This is a genomic window from Vibrio sp. SCSIO 43097, assembly GCF_023650755.1.
GTDB lineage: Bacteria > Pseudomonadota > Gammaproteobacteria > Enterobacterales > Vibrionaceae > Vibrio > Vibrio alginolyticus.
Genome location: NZ_CP071841.1, coordinates 1,673,068 through 1,692,941, shown reverse-complemented (window position 1 = coordinate 1,692,941; position 19,874 = coordinate 1,673,068). Strand labels below are relative to the sequence as shown.

Sequence of the window (19,874 nt, the reverse complement as noted above, 5' to 3'; positions counted from 1 at the left end):
GTTACACCAACCTTGGAGCGACGTATTTCAGCTCAGCGCGACTACCGCAAAGCAACAGCGTGTCGAACTCATTAAGCACAAACTCATCATTGATATTGGTGTAGACGGCTTCTTCGCGCTTCACCAAGATAGGCTGAATGTTGTAACTGCCTCGGCTGATCAACTTAGAAAGCGGCGTATCGTGCAGATTGGATTTAACGTGGATTTCCACCACATACAAACCATGCCCCATTTCCAAATAGTTGTTCACCATCGGATAGTTGAGTGCCTGCGCGACTCTTACGCCCATCTCCTCTTCCGGATGAATAATGCGTTGTACACCAAGCTTAGACACGATGGTGTGGTGTGCTTTGGTGCTCGCTTTGACCCAAATAGATTTCACACCCAGATTTTTCAGCGCCAGCGTACACAACAAACTGGCTTGCATGTCTTCGCCAATCGCCACCAACACCACATCACTGTTCGCTAACGCTAACTCTCTGAGTGCACCTTCGTCTGTTGCGTCACATATGACCGCTTGCGTTAACTCTTCGACGTATTTTTCGACGATTTTCGGGTCGCTATCCACCCCCGTTACGGTGTGTCCAAGATGAATAAGTTCTAAGCTGGCGGCAACGCCAAATCGCCCTAGACCAATTACTGTAAAGTGAGCCATATCAATACCTAACTGTGTTTTATGTATAGAAAATGCTAATGCGTTAAGGGTTAGACTGATTTTCCGTCACGGAAAATAGGCAACACGAATCCCGTTCGAGTGCCGATAACCAGCACTAAACCTTGGCATTAACGTTGATTAAATTTGGAATTTAGTGGTGCTTGGACGCCTCTAGCACTAAACGATAACCCAACCCCGGCTCGGTTTTTAATAGCCGCTGTTCGTCAGCACTATCGTTCAGTTTTTTGCGTAGTTGACTCACTAACACACGTAAGTAGTGAGTATCTTCGACATGACTTTTTCCCCAAATCACCGCTAGCAAATGAGTTTGCTCAATGAGTTTTCCCGGCTTGAGAATCAACTGTTCAATGAAAGAAAACTCTTTCTTGGTGAGTGGAATTTCCCTCTGATCCAACCAAAATTGGTGAGTACTTTTGATGATTTTGACTCGGCCAGCCACCAGCTCATCAGCGACGGTTTGCTCATCCACCAAATCTCGAACCAGCACTTTGATGCGCGCGATGAGCTCTTTTACGCCAAAAGGCTTGCTCAAGTAATCATTCGCGCCCGCTTCTAAAAGGCGGATTTTTTCCTCTTCTTGATCGCGAGCCGTCAGCACTAGCACTGGCGTTTTATACGTCTGACGAAGCGTAGTGAGAAACTCCTTCCCATCGCCGTCGGGCAAGCCTAAATCTAGCAGAATGACGTGCGGCGAATGCGCTTCGAAACACGCTTTGGCTTCTGCAATGGTACTCGCGCCAATGTAATCAAACCCTTCAGCAGACAGCGAAATTCGAATAAAGGTATGAATGCGAGGCTCATCGTCCACGACTAAAACTTTGTAACTCACGCCTGCTCTGCTCCTGGATTGAGTGGAAGTCGAATGCGGATCAGCGTCCCTTCTGATACTGGCATAGATTGAATCTCTCCTTGGTGTGCGATGATGATGCCTTTGGCAACCGCGAGTCCCATTCCGGTGCCTGAATCGGCCGATTTGTTGTTCGCGTCGGAATAGAAAAGGCTGAATATTTTTTCCGCATCTTCAGCTTTGATGCCAATCCCCATGTCCCGAACATCAATCACGCACGACGAACCCTGCTTAGAAAGTGAAACCTCGACAGATTCATTCTCTGGTGAAAATCGCATGGCATTATCCAACACATTAAAAATCGCTTGCTCGATGAGCGAACGACTTACTGACAAATAATCAACGGAATCATCCATATTCATGGACACTTTCTCGGTGTAATTTGGCAAACGAGAAACCGCATCCCGAACAATATCTGCAATCAACTCATCTTTTTTGGTAATTTTTAATGTGCCGTGCTGGAGCTTAGTCGCCTGTAAGAGGTTCTCGATATATTGATGCAAGCGATGGCTTTCTGAAGTCGCACTGTCGAGCAATTCTTTACGCTCTAAGTCATTGAGCTTGGGCATGTACTCGTTGAGTGTGGTCAATGTTCCAATAATGGTTGCCAGCGGCGTGCGTAAGTCATGGGACACCGATAGCAGGATGCTGTTTTGCAGCTTGGTTTGTTTTAACTCGCCCTGCTGGCGACGATAAAGATCCGCAAAGGTGCTGGTGATAAATGCCACCACCATAAACACGACTAAATTAAAAATGTCTTCCGGACGAAACATCTGCAAAGAGTAACGAGGTGTCGTAAAAAAGAAGTTGAAGCTCAGCGCTTCGATCACCGCCGCCGCATAAGCGAATCGCGAGTTGCATTGAAACGCCACTACCACGACCGCTAACTGTAAAATCAGCAGGACGGCAGCCGTAGAGCCAAACAGTTGGTCTAACAACCATGAGACGACAACCGCGCCAACAATCACGGTAGTAGAAAAGAGAAAGGTGTTATCTCGCCATTGAACAAACATAAAATACATCAACCAAAATTCGATGTAGAAAACTTTAGCAAAAGCCCATTCGGAGTTCGCGTAAAAAAAGCGTAAAAAATTCAATAACGACAGTGAGTTATAAACATAATCATCATTAAGTTGGCCTAACTTAATGAATAATCACAAGTTAACGTTGCCCATTAACGCCTACTTACTCGGTATAAACGACAGACACAAAAAAGAGGAGCATTTGCTCCTCTTTCGTGTAGCGTCATATTAGATGACTTGCAGCTGAGCATCACCTTGCTCAGACAAAAATCCGCCGGTTTGATGCTTCCACAACTGAGCGTAAACACCACCCAATTGCAGCAGCTCGTAATGCGAGCCTTGCTCAATGATTTTGCCGTCATCCATTACAATCAAACGATCCATCGCGGCAATCGTTGATAAACGGTGAGCAATCGCAATCACTGTTTTTCCTTCCATCAGAACTTCAAGGTTTTCTTGAATTGCCGATTCTACTTCTGAATCAAGTGCAGACGTTGCTTCATCCATGATCAAAATTGGCGCGTTTTTCAGCAGAACGCGAGCAATCGCCACACGTTGACGCTGACCACCAGACAGCTTCACACCGCGTTCACCCACTTCAACGTCATAGCCAACGTTACCTTGCTCGTCTCGTAGAGATTGAATGAAATCATGAGCATGTGCTTTCTCAGCAGCTGCGATAACGGCATCCATTGAAGCATCTGGATCACCGTAAAGAATGTTCTCTTTAATTGAGCGATGTAGCAAAGAGGTGTCTTGCGTGATCATACCGATGTGTTGGCGAAGCGACTCTTGTTCAACTTGAGAAATGTCCTGTCCATCAATACAAATCTTACCGCTATTTACGTCGTAAAAGCGCAGCAACAAGTTGACCAACGTGGATTTACCTGCCCCAGAGCGACCGACAATGCCGACTTTTTCGCCCGGTTTGATAGTCAGATTCAAGTTCTCAAATACTGCCTTCTCATCACTGTAGTTAAAACCTACGTGATCAAAGCAGATCTCACCTTGAGAGATTTGCAAAGGCTTAGCATTTGGTACGTCTTTCACTTCAACATCGTTTGAAATCGTATTAATACCGTCTACTACTGTACCGATGTTTTCAAACAGTGCGCTAACTTCCCACATGATCCACTTCGACATACCTTGTACGCGCAACGCAATACTGATGGCAATCGCAATAGCACCAATTGTTACAGCGTGATCTAGCCATAGATAAACCGAAATGGCACTAATAGACATCAGCAGCAAATAGTTGATGGCATCCACACTAAACAGTAAACAAGTCACCATGCGCATTTGGCGGTAAACCGTCACCAAAAATTGCTTCATGCTGCTTTCTGCGTATTCCAACTCTCGTTGCGAGTGTGCGAATAGCTTTACGGTAGATATGTTGGTGTAAGAATCGACAATGCGCCCAGTCATTACAGAACGAGCATCCGCTTGCTCTGTCGCTACTTGTTTCATTTTAGGGATAAAGTAGAACTGGATAACCGCGTACATTCCTATCCAAATCACAATAGGTAACATTAGCAAACCATCGGCTTCGCCCATCATCCAGAGCATCGAAAGAAAATAAACGCTGATATAAACCAGTACATCCACCAGCTTCATGACCGTTTCTCGTACCGCTAACGCACTTTGCATCACTTTGGTCGCAACTCGGCCTGCAAAGTCACGCTGGAAAAATCCAACCGCTTGTTTTAGCAAGTAACGGTGAATCAACCAACGGATAGACATCGGGTAGTTACCCAATAACGTTTGGTGCATCACCATTGAGTGGACAAAACCGAGAGCTGGCATCACAACCGCCACTAAGAACAGCATCATTAGCATGCGATCACCCTGGTCTTGCCAGAATGTTGCGCGATCTTGATTAGAGAGAATATCGACGAGCTCGCCCATATAACGCAACAGCGTCACCTCAGTAATGGCAATAAGCGCACTGAACACAGCCATAACGAGTAAAGGGGCTTCAAAGCCACGAGTGTAAAAACGACAAAAGCCAAATAGCGTCTTCGGTGGCTTTTCGGTTTCCATCTGGGGAAAGGGTTGGGTCAGCTTTTCAAACCAATTGAACATAACAATGACTTTAGGTACCGCGAATGAATTTGCGAACGTTTTACTATCTTTTGATACAAAAGTCAGTAAAATACCGAAACAAAAGATCAAATGATAATAATTACAATTAAGCTTAGCGTTAATCATAATTATCGGGAATAGATTTATGCAAAAGAATAACTCACTGACCATCGCTATCCGCAACGCGTTGGTTTGTGCTTTAGCACCTACAGCAGTGGTTGCATTCACAGCACAAGCTCAAGAAGACGTCGTACAAGATGACGTGATTGCCATGGAGACCATAACGGTCACCGCGCAAGCACTTAAAGTAGAAACCCCTGCAGCAGAAACGCCGCGCAGCGTATCTATCATTTCTGAAGATGAACTTCGTGTTCGTGCACCGAAAAAGCTAGATGAAGCATTACGCTACACGTCTGGTGTAACCGCTCAGCCTTATGGCGCAGACAACGACACTGATTGGTTCAAAGTTCGTGGATTTGATGCAGCGACTTACCTAAACGGCAACCGCCTATTCCGCGATGGTTACTACACATGGTTGGTCGAACCTTACGGCCTAGAAAGTGTAGAAGTCGTTAAAGGTCCATCGGCTATTCTGTTTGGTGAATCGGCACCAGGCGGTATCGTGAATGCTGTTCAGAAAAAACCAACGTTTACGCCTCAAGGCGAAGTAAAAGTCGAAGTTGGCAACAACCAACACCAATCCGTAGGTTTTGACATTGCTGACGAAGCAAACGACGCAGGCACTGTGCGCTATCGTTTGGTTGGTTTGATGACAAGCCAAGATGGTGAACTGGACGGCACAAACAACGAGCGTTTCTACCTAGCGCCAAGTGTCGAGTTCGACATTTCTGACCGTACAATGCTGACCGTTTTGGCAACTTACCTTCATGATGACGGTGTACCAACTAACCCATTCTTCCCGGCAGCAGGTACTCTGATTGGTTCTAACTTTGGCAAAATCGATCCTTCGACTAACCTTGGTCAACCAAACTACGATAAATACGAACGCACGCAGTTTTCTCTAGGTTACTTACTAGAGCACGACATCAATGACACGTGGTCACTCTCGCAAAACCTCAACTACGGTTCGAATGAGTTGTACTTGCGCAGCTCTTACGCGTTCTCAAACAACGATCCAGCGAAAGAAGAATTAACGCAAGGCATCGTATTCCGTGACGGAAAAAACCAGAGCATCACGTTCGATAACAATGCTGTCGGCAACTGGATGACAGACAACGCAGAGCACACAGTGCTTATCGGTATGGATCTGCAATTCCACAAAACCGATGGCGACGAGCAAGACAACTATGCATTTGGCACCATCAATCCGTGGAACCCAGTTTACGGCAACTTCACCCCTCTTGATCCTGCCGACAACGTGAAACGTGAGATTGAGAAATCTCAAGCAAGTCTCTATTCACAATACCAATTGAAACTGCATGAACAGTGGATTGGTAACATCGGTGCTCGTTACGACTGGGTGAAAACAGAAAACTCTGGCAAAGGCGCTACCGTTGATCAAAGTGAATCTCGTGATGATGGTCAGCTCTCTCTAAGTGCGGGTGTGATGTACCTTGCAAACAATGGTCTGTCACCTTACGCAAACTACTCTCAGTCGTTTGAAGTGATCAGCACTATTGATGCGGCAACCAATGAACTTTACAAACCGCTGGAAGGCGAGCAAGTAGAAGTGGGTGTGAAGTATGAACCAAACTTTATGGATGGCTTTATCAACCTTGCATGGTTCGACATCACGCAAAAGAACGCGTTGGTCACTAACCCATCAACATGGATTGCGACACAAACAGGTGAAGTGACATCTCAAGGTATTGAGCTAGAAAGCACGGCGCAGCTAACCGACGATCTAAAACTGATGGCAAGCTACACCTACACTAAAGCGAAAACAGATGAGAGCTTTGGCCAAGGTAAAAAACAAGCCGCACTTATTCCTGAGCATCAAGCGTCTGCATGGGTAGACTACAGCGCCTACAGCCTGATTCCAGGCCTCAATATCGGTACTGGTGTGCGCTACGTAGGTGAGTCAAAAGATAACCCTAAGAGCTCGAACCTAACGGTTCCTTCTGTCACTCTTTGGGATGCGTCAGTCACTTACGACATCACTTCACAGTGGCAAGCACAGCTAAACGTGAACAACATCCTAGATAAAGAGTTTGTTTCAGGTTGCGATTACTGGTGTTACTACGGCCAGTCTCGCTCTGTTATGCTAAACGCAAACTACCGCTGGTAATTGTACTTCTACTCCCCTCTATTGAGGGGAGTTTTCTCCTAAGAGCCATCCATGTTTCAACTGTCTAATATTGAGATCGTGCGAGGTGGACGTCAGATCCTCGGCATCGAACAACTTAACATCCCAACAAATGAGCTAACGGTCGTTTTAGGCCATAACGGTTCAGGTAAGTCGACACTGGTGAACCTGCTTTCTGGTCAAATGCCACCAGATAAAGGCACGGTAACACTAAACGATACTTCCCTTTCATCACTCAAAACCAAAGAGTTGGCAAAACAGATCGCCTATTTGCCACAAAAGCTGCCCTCTTCGGCTGGTTTAACGGTAGAAGAGCTAGTGCGCTTAGGTCGCTTTCCGTGGCGTGGGGCACTTGGTCGTTGGAAAGCTGAAGACAAACAGATCATCACGCAGGTTATGGAACGAACAGGAGTTACACCTTTTGCTCAAGCTTTGGCGGATGACTTATCGGGCGGAGAGCGCCAACGCGCTTGGGTGTCTATGCTACTGGCTCAACAATCGCCAATTTTAATTCTCGATGAGCCAACCTCGGCGCTCGATGTTCACCATCAGTTTCAACTAATGGCGCTGCTGTCAGAACTGAATCGAACCGAGAATGTAGGCATTATCGTGATCCTGCACGATCTGAACTTAGCACTGCGCTACGCCACCCACATTGTTGCGCTCAAAAAAGGTAAGATTGCCTTTGAAGGCAACGCCGACATGTTGTTAGACGAGGCACGCCTTTCTAAACTATATGAGTCACCAATTAAGCTGATTGAACACCCAAGCCCGGCTAACACATTAGCGAGCCAAAAGGTGGCTGTTGTATGCGCATAATAGCTCGTTTACTTACTGTGGTTACACAATCTGCTTTTCTCCTCGCATTTTTTATGACCAATGCACATGCAGTCATCACCGTTACCGATGAATATGGCGAGCATAGTTTTGAGCAAGCGCCTCAACGCGTTGTAGCCTTAAACTGGGACATCTTAGAACAAGTTTTGGCGCTAAACGTAGAACCAATCGCAGCCCCAAATTTACCAGGCTACCGCCAATGGGTCGTCAATCCAACTGCACCAGAGTCAATTGAAGATATTGGAACCCGAGCAGAACCCAACTTAGAAAAAATAGCCAGTTTGAAACCAGATGTCATCCTTGCTGCGTCTCCACAGCAAGACTTGATTCCGTTACTCAAACAAATTGCTCCGGTAATCTATTTACCTAATTTTTCTGAAAATGAGGCCGCAGCTGAAACGGCCATTCGTCACTTTCGTACGCTCAGCAAGCTATTCAATAAAGAGGCACTTGCTGAACAGAAACTGGCAGAATTAGATGCTTCATTTGCGCAGATGCGCCAGCGAATTCGCCACTATTACTCTGCTCCACTCAGCGTTCTTGTGATGCGATTTTCAACTCCGAATACTGTATTACTTGCAACCGAAAACTCCACCACTGACTACGTGGTTAGAAAACTGGGATTACAGGCTCCAATTAAAGAGGACCCACGAGCGTGGGGAGTAAAGCAAGATCGAATCAATCGGCTTCAGGGCCTTCAAAACAGCTACGTTCTCTACGTACAACCTTTCCCAGAAGAACGAAAACTGAAAGAGTCGCCACTTTGGCAAGCGATGCCGTTTGTGAAAAAGCAGCGGGTAAATTCAGTCAGAGCAGTGTGGGCGTATGGCGGTGCCATGTCTTTGCAATACACCGCTGAAGCGATTACCGACAGTCTAATAGAGTTGGCACCAGAACAATGAGAACGAAACATTATATTGGTTATCTGGCGCTGATTACGTTACTTAGCGTCTTTAGCCTACAAATTGATACTAATTTATCACTTTTCGAACAATGGCAATTATTAACAAAACCAGAGGTAGCAACCGAGTTTCGTGATGTATTCTTTACGCAAGCGCAACTTCCTAGGTTAAGTATGACCCTGCTTGTTGGTGCCATGCTTGGTCTCACCGGCAGCTTAATGCAGCAATTAACGCAGAATAACCTCACCTCGCCGTTGACTCTTGGCACCTCTTCTGGTGCTTGGCTTGCATTAGTCGTGGTAAACATTTGGTTCGTCGATTGGGTCGCCGATTACTCTGCATTAGCCGCAATGTTTGGGGCTTTAGTGGCGTTTGGCCTGATCGTATCAATTGCCGGTGTGCGTAATATGACAGGTTTGCCGTTGGTCGTTTCGGGGATGGTGATCAATATCTTGCTCGGTTCTATCGCCACAGCCATTATTATTTTAAACGCCCAGTTCGCACAGAATATTTTTATGTGGGGAGCAGGAGACCTCTCTCAATACAGCTGGGATTGGTTTGAGTGGTTATTGCCTCGCTGCGCTATCGCAATCGTAATTTTGATCGTCGCACCACGTATTCTGACCTTAATGAAACTAGGACAAGAAGGCGCAGCAGCCCGAGGCTTAGCGGTATTACCCGCGTTTGGTGCGTTAATGGTGATGGGTATTTGGCTGGTATCTGCCTCCATCACCGCAGTTGGTATTATCAGCTTCATCGGATTACTGACACCCAATATTGCCAGAGCGATGGGGGCAAGAACACCTCGCGACGAATTGATCAGCAGCATGCTTTTGGGCGCAATGCTACTAATCATCACAGACTCTGCCGCTATCTCGCTGAGCTTATGGTTAGAGGAAACCATTCCTAGCGGCGTAGCGGCTGCAGCTATTGGCGCTCCCGCTTTAATTTGGTTTACTCGTAAAAAGCTGACGGCAACCGATCAACTTAACCTTTCAATGAGCCAAGGAAAAACGGCGCTTTCTAAACGCGCGGTATGCAGCATTGCGCTATTCAGTCTGGTTGGGATTCTAGCTTACTCATTCGTTACCCATGGTATAAACGGAATTCAATGGTCTGTGCCAGGTGAGTTCCAATGGCAATTGCGTTGGCCGCGAATGTTAACCGCACTTTCTGTCGGTATTGCGCTATCCGTTGCCGGAATCATTTTGCAACGCATTGTTTATAACCCTCTGGCAAGTCCCGATATTCTCGGTGTGTCTTCCGGAGCCACGTTTGCCATTATTACGACAGGAGTCATCGCTGGGTCGCTTCTCTCCGCATTTAGCTGGGGTATCGCTTTTTTCGGAAGTATGTCCGTATTGATGTTATTGCTGGTTATCGGTAAACGAAGCCATTTTAATCCATCTAACTTCGTGTTGTCCGGCATCGCACTAACGGCACTATTAGAAGCCCTCGTTCAATTTTCGCTAGCTCAAGGCTCAGGTGACAGTTACAAAATTTTATTGTGGCTAACTGGTTCTATTTATCGAGTCACAGCCGACACCGCACTGATGCTATGTTTGGCCATAATAGTTCTGCTTGCCGCTGTATTCTCGATTTCTCGTTGGCTAACACTAATTTCCATCGGGCGACAATTCTCAAATGCACGAGGGCTTAACCCTACCGTAGCCAATACGCTTATGCTCACCATCGTTGCTTTGTTATGCGCCTTTTCTACCGCTACAGTTGGTCCAATATCTTTTGTTGGCTTGGTCGCTCCCCATATGGCGATGATGTTAGGAGCAAGAAAAGTGAAAGAGCAACTGTGTGTCGGTGCCTTAATTGGCGCAACCCTAATGTTGTGGGCAGATTGGCTAGGACAAATCGCTATTTATCCAAGTCAGGTCGCAGCTGGCACGTTGGTCGCTATTATAGGCAGCACTTACTTCCTATTTTTAATGCTGAAGAGTAAATTCAGCTAAGTTGGGAATATTGTTACAGCCTAAAAATACGCTAAGAAAAACAAACCCCGCTATTTTGATAGCGGGGTTTGAAATTAAAGGCGAAGTACGATGCTCTATTCTTCTCGCACTACAGGAAAACGTTGCTCATAAAGTTCCATAAAGTCCTTACGAATTAAGTGCTCTAAGTGGTTCGCTTTATCGGTTGGGCAGAAAATCATCACGTGCAGAATTTGTTCACCATTAATGTTACTAGAAATATGCATATGTGGCTCAGAACCAGGAAGGTCAACACCGGCATGTTTTTCAATCATCGCATTGTAACGATGTGCAACATCAGCAAAGTAACTGCAATGTTCTTCAATTTTATCAGTTAAAATCGGTAGCAGTGGATACAAATTGACGAAGTCTTTCACCACTACAGAAAAGTTGTGGTAAACGTACCGCTTCATGAAGTTGAGGTTCTTTACTGGATAGGTAAAGAACATACTATTAGGCAATGTCGCTGTTTTGCCGGTGTAATGATATTGCCCATGATGCAGGTCGATCTCTTGAATCACCGTCGCCATCATATTGTGCTCAATCACTTCACCGCATAACTTCCCGACCTCAATCCAGTCCCCAACGCGAAAAGAACGTGAACTTGCTCTTTGAATCGAACCCGTAAAACACAAAATGATTTCTTTGGATGCCACTACAATGGCAACGGCAATCGCCGTTACACTCAGAGCAAACTCGTTAATTTCTGATTGCCATAAAATAAATAAAATCAGTAATGTAACAGCAAAGGTGCCATTTTTAGTTCTGGACATCCAACTACGCTGATCTTCTGAGAGAAAAGCGTGATCACCACGAATCATCGATAAAATTGCACGACGAATTAACCACATAATCGCAAAGATCAGTGCGGTAAAAATCAATTTATGAGTGAGAAGAAAATCGACAACTAACTGCACTTTCTCCATTCCACGGCTCCCTCGAATAAAAATACGGCCCAGTAACAGCTAACGATAACAAATTATTTTGTCTGTTGTCCGTGCTCACTCAAGTCTTTTTGAAATTACTCCTCTCTGAAGGCGCGATTCATGCTTTCTGTAATTGGCTTTATTAGGTAGCTCAATGGCGTTCGTGGCTCAGATAAAATAAGCACTTCGGCATTCATACCTGAGGTTAAACGATGTTTTGTCACATCTTCCGGTGAAATTGCAATTCTAGCGAGATAAAAATCTTCTTGGTTTTCTTGCGAGAGCTTATCGGCAGAAATCGTCAGCACTGTACCGTCTAAAGGTGCCAACGTCCGTGCATTCAGAGCGGTCAGACGAACATGCGCTTGCTGGCCTGGATTCACTAAATCAATATCCTGAGGATTAACACGAGCCTCGACTAACAACTTATCGTCTTGCGGGACCAGCTCTAGTAACGTTTCACCCGAGCCAATCACACCTTTTTCGGTAAACACTTGCATGTTGACTACGCGACCAGAAATAGGTGCGTTGATCGTTGTTCTTGCGACAATATCTTGAGCGGAGCGATATTCTTCCCGAATTGCGACAATTTCCGTTTTGGTATTTCGTAGTTCCTCGACAATCTCATTCAGCCTTTCAAGCTTCAACTCTTCAATTTGCGCTAGGTTCTCATCTAACCTTTTTCTAACGGTGAGCGATTGCCTGTCTAACTGGCTTAAGGTACTTCTCACCTCCGCTGCTAAGCGCTTGAGTTGAAGTAAAGTAGATTTTCCCGAGAAACCTTTTTGCACCAAGGCTTGGTTGCTGTCTATTTCTTCAGCAATAAAGTTGAGTCGTTCCGTCTCAATCACTTTGGTTTGCTGAAGGTTTTCAAGCTCTAAATTTGCTCCAGAAATACTCTGCTCAATGATACTCAGTTTACTATCAAAGAATCGCTTTCTCGCTTCAAAGATCTTGTTTTGAACCAGTTGTGCTTCTTGTACGATATCGACACGGGGAATGCTTTCAAGATCATCAGACCATACAATCGTTGGAAGCTCGTCAAGCTCCGCACTTAAACGGTTTTCCTTTGCTAGAGTATGGATAAAACGACCACTTAACGAGTCCAACTTAGCCATAGCTTGACGCTTAGAAAGTTGAATTAATAACTGACCTTTTTCGACTAAATCCCCCTCCTGTACATATAGCTTTTCAATAATACCGCCTTCTAAATGCTGAATTTCTTGTCGCTTAGTGAGAACTGACAAATCACCATAAGCAATCGCTGCACTTTCTAATTTGGCTGTTGCAGCCCAGTAGCCAAGACCTCCAAGAAAAACACTTAAGGTCACCACACCAAGTAAAATTGGTTTTCGAAAGCTTAGTCTCGCTTTGGGGCTAAAACGATATACGATCTCGGTAGAACTCTGATTAACGGTTGGCAGTTGATTGCTCATTTCTTACCCTTGGGATATCTGTTCTTTCTTCGCCCATCAAACGTTTTAATACTTCATCTTTAGCGCCGTATAACTTGACTCGGCCGTCAGCCAAATACAACAGCCTATCCATTTGTCGTAACGTACTCGGATTGTGGGCAATGACGATAATCGTTGTACTCTGTGCTTTTAAATGGGCAATCAAACGTTGATACGCAGCCTCTCCCTCACCATCGAGGTTGGCATTCGCTTCATCGAAAATCACAATAGGTGGGTCGCCATAAACGGCTCTTGCAAGAGCGATTCTCTGCCTTTCCCCCCCAGATAAACCACGGCCATTTTCACCAATAATGCAATCATAGCCTTTGTTTTTCTTGAGTATTAATTCATGACATCCTGCTAGTTGAGCCGCCTTGATGACTTTAGCGGGGTCTTCTTCTTTAAAGCGCGCGATGTTCTCTCGAATTGTGCCAGGAAATAACTCCACCTCTTGAGCGAGATACCCAAAATGCACGCCGCGATCTTCAGATGCCCATACGGAGACTTCCATTCCATCAAGAGTCACTTTACCCGCTAATGGCTTAACCGTACCTAATAACAGCCGAGCAAACGTCGATTTACCCGTACCAGAAGGGCCAATCACCCCAACAGCAACACCCGGAGGAATCGATAAGCTGAGCGATGAGAGCACTGGTTCGGTTGCTCCAGGATGGCGATAGGCCAGTCCGGTAAGCTCATAGTGTCCTTTTGGTTTAGGTAGTGGCATATCTGATTCATCTTGGCGCACGATCGCATCGATTTCTTTCAACCTTTTATAGGCGCCTTTAGCAGACATCGCACTTCGCCACGTGCCTATCGCCTGCTCCATCGGCGATAATGCCCGACTCATTAATATGGAGCTCGCGATCATCGCCCCTGCCGTTATCTCATGTTGGATTACTAACCATGCACCACCTCCCAGCAAAAAAATCTGTAGTGATCCACGCACAAACTTAGAAAAGTTAGCCATGTAGATAGACTTACCTGCAACTCGCTCTTCAAGCACATTCACTTCACTCACGCGCGACTGCCACTTCTCTAAAAATGCATTCATCATCCCCATTGCGAGAATTGAATTGGAGTTTTGCGTGGCTAATTCTGCGTTGTTGATATGAGAAATCGCTCTGACTTCGCTCTCTTGCATTGTTTTACGCGTCATTAGCTCATTAAGTAGACCTAGGCTAAACAATACGATAGATCCAAGTAACGCGATGTGACCTAGTATCGGGTGCAATAAATACACAAATAAAATAAACAGCGGTGTCCAGGGCGCATCCAACAGTGGATAAGGTGCTTGACTGCTCAAAAAGCTTTTGATGTTCTGAATGTCTCTCAAAGTTTGCGAGGTATAACTCTTCCCAGTATGTGATTGATATTGAATCGTGCGCTTGAGCATGAAAGCGGAGAGTTTTGTGTCCATCCAATAACCAAAAGATTTACTCATTTGTGCTCGTGCAATGTCGATGATGGACATGGTTAACAGCGCGACAATTACGATGACAGTGAGCAAGAATAAAGTATCGGTTGAGTAGGAGGATATCACTCGGTTGTACACTTGAAGCATGTACAGCGGAATCGAGAGAACCAATAAGTTGATAAAAAGGCTAAAAACGATCAGCAAGCCCGCAAGCGTGCATAGTTTTTGTTTCACTTCTTTGAAAACCGTTTTTTGCACGACTACTTCCGTTTAACGTGAAAATTGTAGGCGCCAGAAATACTAGCGCCTAGCTTAAGGTAACCTCAAATCGCTCTAGAGTGTCCGATTAGTGCACCTCAGCATGGCAGAGCCACGCAAACTAATTCCCATCCAGAGTTATTTTCAGTCGTTTAGATTACGAACAGATCTGCACCATAGGTGTTGATGTCAGTTTCAGTCACGCCAATAAGTTTCACTGTTAGATCAGCCCCATCGGTAAACACTGCATTCCCAACTGCATCGTAGCTAAAGCTTAAATCACCAAAGTCAGTGACAGAGTCGCTAATGATGTGCAAAGAGTCTTCACCAATGGTGAAATCAACAACTTTGGCTTCGCCATGGCCACCAAACTTATCCGTGAACACAAACTTATCGCCATTGCTGCCGCCAACTAAAACGTTGTCACCAGAACCAGCAACAAGAATATCTTCACCGACACCACCATTTAATTTATTGTCACCCAGCAAACCCAACAGCAAGTCATTACCGGTACCACCGCCGAGGTAGTCGTTTCCTGTACCAGCCCTAAGGATGTCATCTCCAGCACCACCAGTTAGGCGATCGTCGCCGTCGCCGCCGATCACATAATCATTACCGCCACCGCCAACAAACGAGTCATTACCACCAAAACCGATAAACAAATCATCGCCGCCATCGAAATCAGCAAATTGGTTATTTACACCTGCATCGCCTAAATACGTGTCATTGTCACTTGCGCTCATTTTTATTCCCTCTTAGCTTATTAATTGAATAGACCTTCTGTCTGTTCCACGTCTGACTAGATTCGTCACGACATGAGAAGTCTAATAGTCAACTGAATAGGAATAAGTTTGAATATGGCATGATATTTCAGACTGACATTTTAATAATAAATATAAAATTTAGTACTTTATAGAGTATTTTCTTTTTATTACAGCAAGTTAATACTAGTACTACAGGTTTCTCTTAGCCCAACTTGTAGCTTGCGTACGGTTCTTTACTTCTAACTTTCTAAAAATATTGTATAGATGTGATTTAATAGTATGCTCGCTGATAAATAAAGAATCAGCGATTTCCATATTTGAACCACCTTCTTTCAACATTTTTAAAACCTGAACTTCACGCCGAGTAAGCTCAACCTCAATAGCAGGTTCGATAATGTTATTTGCTTCTCTACCTCGATAATAATTTACTAGCTGATCAAGTAATCTTCGAGACAGCCAGTTATCCCCTTTTATTATTGCTTTTAATCCCTGACAAACCTTGTCCATTGAATCTCCTGGACCAAATATACCTTTTACATGAGGCCAAGAAGCGAGTTCTTCTGTGTCTAAGTCATAACCTAGATTAAGCATTATGGTTCCTAGCACTTTATTACTATCTTTTAAATAAACTAAAGTTTCGGAAGGAATCTCAACTGAAAAATCAACAAGCAAAAAGTAGCGTTCCGGAATTAGTTCATGATAGCTAGGGTTCTTAGTATCAATGATCGTTATTTTAGTTTCTGTATTTTTAGAAAGCATTTCCTTAAAGTTTTCACTCTGTAAACTTTGTTGAGTGAGCATTAGGATTTCAGGCTTTTCCATATACTGTTCCATAATGTTTCTCATACTTTCAGTGACTTAACATTCTTAAATTAGTAGTTAATCGTCAGCACTTAGTTTGATATGTAAGTGCTAGTTCACAGAGTAAAGTTATTTGCTACTTTTTTAAATTCTAAAGTTATTAAAAAGAGAATCAAAAAAAGTGTTTCTCATAAAAGAAACACTTTTAACACATTCAGGTCACAGAAATTATTAAGAGTTTACTAAATTAGGCAACCTAATATTGCAATAGCATTACACCATTAACGAGTTGTCTGAAATATTTTCCTTTGCCCAAATAAGTGCTTGAACTCTATTTTTCACATCAATCTTCTTGAAAATATTATGTAAATGCGTTTTTACCGTATTCTCGCTGACAAATAATTGTTCGGCGATTTGTTGATTGGACGCCCCCATGGAAAGAAAGGTAATTATTTGTTGCTCTCGTTTGGTCAGAATAGCGGAAACATTCTTATTTATAGGTTTGCAATGTCGACGAAGGTAAGTAATGTACTGCTGAGAAAACTTACGGCTGAACCACATATCTCCTTGAAGCACCTTACCAATACCAACTTGCAACGTTTTTATATCATCAGAGGTATAGAAAATACCGGCCAAAGTACGCCAAGCAAAGAGATCTTCTGTCGATATGGATTGCTCACAATTAATTAAGATTTCAAGCGTGTCTTTCTGCTTGGCCGCTTTAAACTCCGCATAACGGCGAAAAATTTCATCCGTGATCACGCTGCAATCAACAATAATGGCTGATGCAAGAGACTCATGTAACACTCCGTGAATCAGATTATCTGGCGTGATTAGAGCAACACTAATACCGAGTTTGGTCTCCAATACATCTTTCAACAGAGATGACTGTAGACTTCCCTCCGTGATTAAAATAACGTTTCTTTTTTTTTGCTGCTCCATCCTGATCGCATTCCCTTGGTCGTTTTTATTGAAATACGCAATAGATTTAGATAGAGCGGTAGTATTGTCAAGTATGAAAATCACTAGTACTAATTAATAACTCATTGAAGTGTCAATAATTTTTAAGTGGCAAGTATGTGAGAGGTATTAGCATTTTTCAGACATTAAAAAAGGGAGTATAAACTCCCTTTTTGTGTTTGAGCAGGTGATTTAATCACGCACGTTAGAGGCAAAACACCACCTAACTTAGTGGATTGGAACTGCGTTTTTTTGGTTAAACTTACCAAAGTGTTGTTCTAACACTTCTGGCGTCAGCTTACCTTCCGCTTCCAGCTTTTTCAGCTCAGCGACGATCGCTTTTTGCTCTTCTAGCGACGGCAGTTTTACTTCTGGCTCCTGAGCGGTTTCTTGAGAAATTTGCTCTAGTTCTTTTTCGAAGTCATTCATAGTACTTACCTAAAATTAATGATTGAACTTTTAAACTTCGCCTATTCTATCCAACTCTATAACTTGAAGCTACCAACCATCTTGTCTAAACGAGAAGAGAGCGCTTGAAGATCGCGACTTGCATCCGCCAACTCTTCTGCTGTCGCGGTTGTCATTTCATTTATCGCGTTGATTTCTTCGATATTTTGATTAATGGTATGCACCACCGTGGATTGCTCTTCCGTCGCCGTTGCAACTTGTGTATTACGATCAGAGATGTCGGTGATTCGTTCAGAAATACTGATTAATACCTCGACTGCTTCATCGGTAGAAGTAACCCCTTCTATGGTGACCGCTTTGCCCGCTTCCATAGCACTTACCGCGTCTTGTGCGTCACTTTGAAGCTGATTGATCATGCGCTGAATCTCTTCTGTAGAATCGGCCGTGCGTGAAGCTAGGTTTCTTACCTCATCAGCAACAACCGCAAAACCACGTCCCTGCTCACCAGCACGAGCAGCTTCAATTGCAGCGTTTAGCGCAAGTAAATTCGTTTGCTCAGAGATGTCACGAATTACACCCAGAATCGAGCCAATATCTTTGGTTGTCGATGCCAACTGCGTAACAACAATATTGGTTGTTTCAACATCATCGGCTAGGCGGCTGATCACCTCTTTTGCTTTCATCACAACTTCTCGACCAGTTTGAGTGTTATCTGAAGCCTGATTTGCCGTATCAGCAGCGGTAGCAGCGTTCGATGCAATTTCACTGATGGTCGCACCCATTTGGTTGATAGCTGCAACTACTTGAATGGTTTGATCACGCTGCTCTTGGCTGTTGTCGTGTGTGGATGTTGCTTTCGTTGACACACTTTCTGCCGCTTGACTTAATGAGCCACTGGTTAAAGCAACCTCTTTCATCGTGGCATGAATCTTCTCAATAAATCCATTAAAGCCTTTTGAAAGCTGAGCAATTTCATCATTACCCTTAATTTCAATACGCTGCGCCAAATCGCCTTCACCTTGCCCAAGGTCGGTAAAACGATCGGCAATCAGTCGGATTGGTTTCGTAATGCTGTTTGCCAACCATACGCCCATGAGAATGAATACAACGGCAACAATGATGGTCGTAAACAGCATTTTTTTAGCTGTCGCATTCAGGTCTGCGAATACTTCATCAACGGGAACCACGCCAATAACAAACCAGTTCATTGAAGGAACATACAAACTAGAAACAAAAGTATCCTGCCCTTCAAACTCCACATTAATTAGGTTGAAGCTATTTTTGTTCAACAGCGCACTTGCGTCACTACCAAATAGTTTAGTGATAGAAGTTTGGTTCTTACCTTGTTGGCGGTGTATTTGAATCTGGCCTTGTTCATTAGTGAGGAACACGTAACCCGTATCTTCAATTTTAAACCCATTGAGCAAAGCAACCATGTCTCCCATAGATTTAGAGAGACCTGACATTGATGTACCATTAAGATCTTGGAAATTGGCAAACATTTTCACTTCGCCATTTGCCTCTTGGAACACACTCACGGACGTTTCTTGACCAGACGACGTAAATCCAAAGAACCAAGCATCTTGCGTTCGGTTAAGTTGACGTAAGAATCCGTTTTGATTCCAGTAATATGCCGTTTGACGATTCGCTACCGACGCATCATTAAGACCATACTGTGATTTAACGTTATTGAGCTGCTGAACCAACTGAACTTCTACTGACGGATCACGGTCTGTATTAGATAGGGCTTCAACAATAAATTCGTTTGTAGCCAGCTGTTTTGCCGCTTGTTGCATTTCGACAACTTCGCGGTCAATTTCGGTATTGATTTGCTGCAACATCGCAGGTAGCTCGATGTCAATAAGACGATGGCTCAATACATCTCTCGCATGACGCTGAGCCATAACACCAACAATGATTGTTGATGCTAGAACAGCAAACGTAATGCCAAGTACAACCTTCTGTTTGATGCTCAAGGAATGAAGTTTCAACATATTCGGACCTTTTAAAAGAATCACTTGTTATTGGCCCCACAAGGGGAATCAGGTGCATATCTCATGACACGCACACCACGGAATCTTTATCGGCTCATATGTACAAAACTAGAGGCATTTCTCATTATATTATGAAAAATAAATGTAACACACTGTCAAATAAGCACTTTCAGAGGTAGCACGTACTTGCAATTCTCTGTAGCGTCCCAATATTGAAAAGATAAATTGCAATAGAGCGTTGGAACTTTTTTCACATGGAAAATGACCAATACTCAACA

16 protein-coding genes are annotated in these 19,874 nt (G+C 44.1%); 4 read left to right on the top strand and 12 right to left on the bottom strand.

The genetic code is table 11. The features are described from left to right. Position 1: 1 nt before the first annotated feature. The 4 genes from J4N40_RS23965 to J4N40_RS23950 all read right to left on the bottom strand — a co-directional run bounded on the left by J4N40_RS23965 (position 2) and on the right by J4N40_RS23950 (position 4,627). Complete coding sequence (locus J4N40_RS23965) at positions 2–655, bottom strand: potassium channel family protein (RefSeq protein ID WP_005375180.1); 654 nt, start codon at positions 653–655, stop codon at positions 2–4. A gap of 151 nt (positions 656–806) precedes the next feature. Next, the gene (locus J4N40_RS23960; RefSeq protein WP_017821850.1) at positions 807–1,505 is read right to left on the bottom strand and encodes a response regulator transcription factor; all 699 of its coding nucleotides are present in this window, start codon (positions 1,503–1,505) and stop codon (positions 807–809) included. Next, positions 1,502–2,536, bottom strand: a complete 1,035-nt coding sequence (locus tag J4N40_RS23955; protein WP_025768539.1) for a sensor histidine kinase — start codon at positions 2,534–2,536, stop codon at positions 1,502–1,504. Before J4N40_RS23955 ends, J4N40_RS23960 begins: the two co-directional genes overlap by 4 nt. A 237-nt stretch (positions 2,537–2,773) precedes the next feature. Further along, positions 2,774–4,627, bottom strand: coding sequence for an ABC transporter ATP-binding protein (locus J4N40_RS23950; RefSeq protein ID WP_042521744.1), 1,854 nt, complete (start codon positions 4,625–4,627; stop codon positions 2,774–2,776). A 145-nt stretch (positions 4,628–4,772) separates the two neighbouring features. Here J4N40_RS23950 and J4N40_RS23945 point away from each other — a divergent pair, with 145 nt between their 5' ends. Genes J4N40_RS23945 through fhuB form a run of 4 tightly spaced genes read left to right on the top strand, consistent with a single transcriptional unit; the run spans position 4,773 to position 10,596 of the window. Further along, a complete protein-coding gene (locus J4N40_RS23945; protein WP_250654566.1) occupies positions 4,773–6,875 on the top strand; it encodes a TonB-dependent siderophore receptor in 2,103 nt (700 codons plus the stop codon). Positions 6,876–6,926: 51 nt separating this feature from the next. Next, positions 6,927–7,712: an ABC transporter ATP-binding protein gene (locus J4N40_RS23940; protein WP_250654565.1), complete on the top strand. Its 786-nt coding sequence runs from the start codon at positions 6,927–6,929 to the stop codon at positions 7,710–7,712. After that, on the top strand, positions 7,703–8,632 hold the full coding sequence (locus J4N40_RS23935) for an iron-siderophore ABC transporter substrate-binding protein (RefSeq protein ID WP_250654564.1): 930 nt from the start codon (positions 7,703–7,705) through the stop codon (positions 8,630–8,632). Before J4N40_RS23940 ends, J4N40_RS23935 begins: the two co-directional genes overlap by 10 nt. Then, positions 8,629–10,596 (top strand): Fe(3+)-hydroxamate ABC transporter permease FhuB, encoded by a 1,968-nt coding sequence (gene fhuB / locus J4N40_RS23930; protein ID WP_005383903.1) that lies wholly within the window; start codon positions 8,629–8,631, stop codon positions 10,594–10,596. Before J4N40_RS23935 ends, fhuB begins: the two co-directional genes overlap by 4 nt. Positions 10,597–10,691: 95 nt before the next feature. Here the strand turns inward: fhuB and J4N40_RS23925 are convergent, their stop codons facing one another. The 8 genes from J4N40_RS23925 to J4N40_RS23890 form a co-directional block, all read right to left on the bottom strand. Next, positions 10,692–11,540: a mechanosensitive ion channel family protein gene (locus J4N40_RS23925; RefSeq protein WP_005375171.1), complete on the bottom strand. Its 849-nt coding sequence runs from the start codon at positions 11,538–11,540 to the stop codon at positions 10,692–10,694. A 95-nt stretch (positions 11,541–11,635) separates the two neighbouring features. Further along, entirely contained in the window at positions 11,636–12,976 is a 1,341-nt protein-coding gene (locus tag J4N40_RS23920; protein ID WP_005383906.1) for an HlyD family type I secretion periplasmic adaptor subunit, read from the bottom strand. Next, the gene (locus J4N40_RS23915; RefSeq protein WP_250654563.1) at positions 12,951–14,669 is read right to left on the bottom strand and encodes a type I secretion system permease/ATPase; all 1,719 of its coding nucleotides are present in this window, start codon (positions 14,667–14,669) and stop codon (positions 12,951–12,953) included. The genes J4N40_RS23920 and J4N40_RS23915 overlap by 26 nt, the downstream gene beginning before the upstream one ends. A gap of 152 nt (positions 14,670–14,821) precedes the next feature. Further along, positions 14,822–15,412: a calcium-binding protein gene (locus J4N40_RS23910; protein ID WP_005375168.1), complete on the bottom strand. Its 591-nt coding sequence runs from the start codon at positions 15,410–15,412 to the stop codon at positions 14,822–14,824. Between the two features lie 210 nt (positions 15,413–15,622). Continuing rightward, a complete protein-coding gene (locus tag J4N40_RS23905; protein ID WP_005383910.1) occupies positions 15,623–16,279 on the bottom strand; it encodes a LuxR C-terminal-related transcriptional regulator in 657 nt (218 codons plus the stop codon). A gap of 228 nt (positions 16,280–16,507) precedes the next feature. Further along, a complete protein-coding gene (locus tag J4N40_RS23900; RefSeq protein ID WP_005375166.1) occupies positions 16,508–17,176 on the bottom strand; it encodes a LuxR C-terminal-related transcriptional regulator in 669 nt (222 codons plus the stop codon). A 246-nt stretch (positions 17,177–17,422) separates the two neighbouring features. Beyond that, entirely contained in the window at positions 17,423–17,623 is a 201-nt protein-coding gene (locus J4N40_RS23895; RefSeq protein WP_005375165.1) for a restriction endonuclease subunit S domain-containing protein, read from the bottom strand. A 56-nt stretch (positions 17,624–17,679) separates the two neighbouring features. Continuing rightward, the gene (locus J4N40_RS23890; protein ID WP_017821859.1) at positions 17,680–19,596 is read right to left on the bottom strand and encodes a methyl-accepting chemotaxis protein; all 1,917 of its coding nucleotides are present in this window, start codon (positions 19,594–19,596) and stop codon (positions 17,680–17,682) included. Positions 19,597–19,874 lie beyond the last annotated feature (278 nt).

What these genes read in the sequence shown, in the direction of transcription:
- J4N40_RS23965 (WP_005375180.1), bottom strand. Translation starts at nt 655, where the DNA reads ATGGCTCACTTTACAGTAATTGGTCTAGGGCGATTTGGCGTTGCCGCC.
- J4N40_RS23955 (WP_025768539.1), bottom strand. Translation starts at nt 2,536, where the DNA reads ATGTTTGTTCAATGGCGAGATAACACCTTTCTCTTTTCTACTACCGTG.
- J4N40_RS23950 (WP_042521744.1), bottom strand. Translation starts at nt 4,627, where the DNA reads ATGTTCAATTGGTTTGAAAAGCTGACCCAACCCTTTCCCCAGATGGAA.
- J4N40_RS23945 (WP_250654566.1), top strand. Translation starts at nt 4,773, where the DNA reads ATGCAAAAGAATAACTCACTGACCATCGCTATCCGCAACGCGTTGGTT.
- J4N40_RS23940 (WP_250654565.1), top strand. Translation starts at nt 6,927, where the DNA reads ATGTTTCAACTGTCTAATATTGAGATCGTGCGAGGTGGACGTCAGATC.
- J4N40_RS23935 (WP_250654564.1), top strand. Translation starts at nt 7,703, where the DNA reads ATGCGCATAATAGCTCGTTTACTTACTGTGGTTACACAATCTGCTTTT.
- fhuB (WP_005383903.1), top strand. Translation starts at nt 8,629, where the DNA reads ATGAGAACGAAACATTATATTGGTTATCTGGCGCTGATTACGTTACTT.
- J4N40_RS23925 (WP_005375171.1), bottom strand. Translation starts at nt 11,540, where the DNA reads ATGGAGAAAGTGCAGTTAGTTGTCGATTTTCTTCTCACTCATAAATTG.
- J4N40_RS23920 (WP_005383906.1), bottom strand. Translation starts at nt 12,976, where the DNA reads ATGAGCAATCAACTGCCAACCGTTAATCAGAGTTCTACCGAGATCGTA.
- J4N40_RS23910 (WP_005375168.1), bottom strand. Translation starts at nt 15,412, where the DNA reads ATGAGCGCAAGTGACAATGACACGTATTTAGGCGATGCAGGTGTAAAT.
- J4N40_RS23905 (WP_005383910.1), bottom strand. Translation starts at nt 16,279, where the DNA reads ATGAGAAACATTATGGAACAGTATATGGAAAAGCCTGAAATCCTAATG.
- J4N40_RS23900 (WP_005375166.1), bottom strand. Translation starts at nt 17,176, where the DNA reads ATGGAGCAGCAAAAAAAAAGAAACGTTATTTTAATCACGGAGGGAAGT.
- J4N40_RS23895 (WP_005375165.1), bottom strand. Translation starts at nt 17,623, where the DNA reads ATGAATGACTTCGAAAAAGAACTAGAGCAAATTTCTCAAGAAACCGCT.
- J4N40_RS23890 (WP_017821859.1), bottom strand. Translation starts at nt 19,596, where the DNA reads ATGTTGAAACTTCATTCCTTGAGCATCAAACAGAAGGTTGTACTTGGC.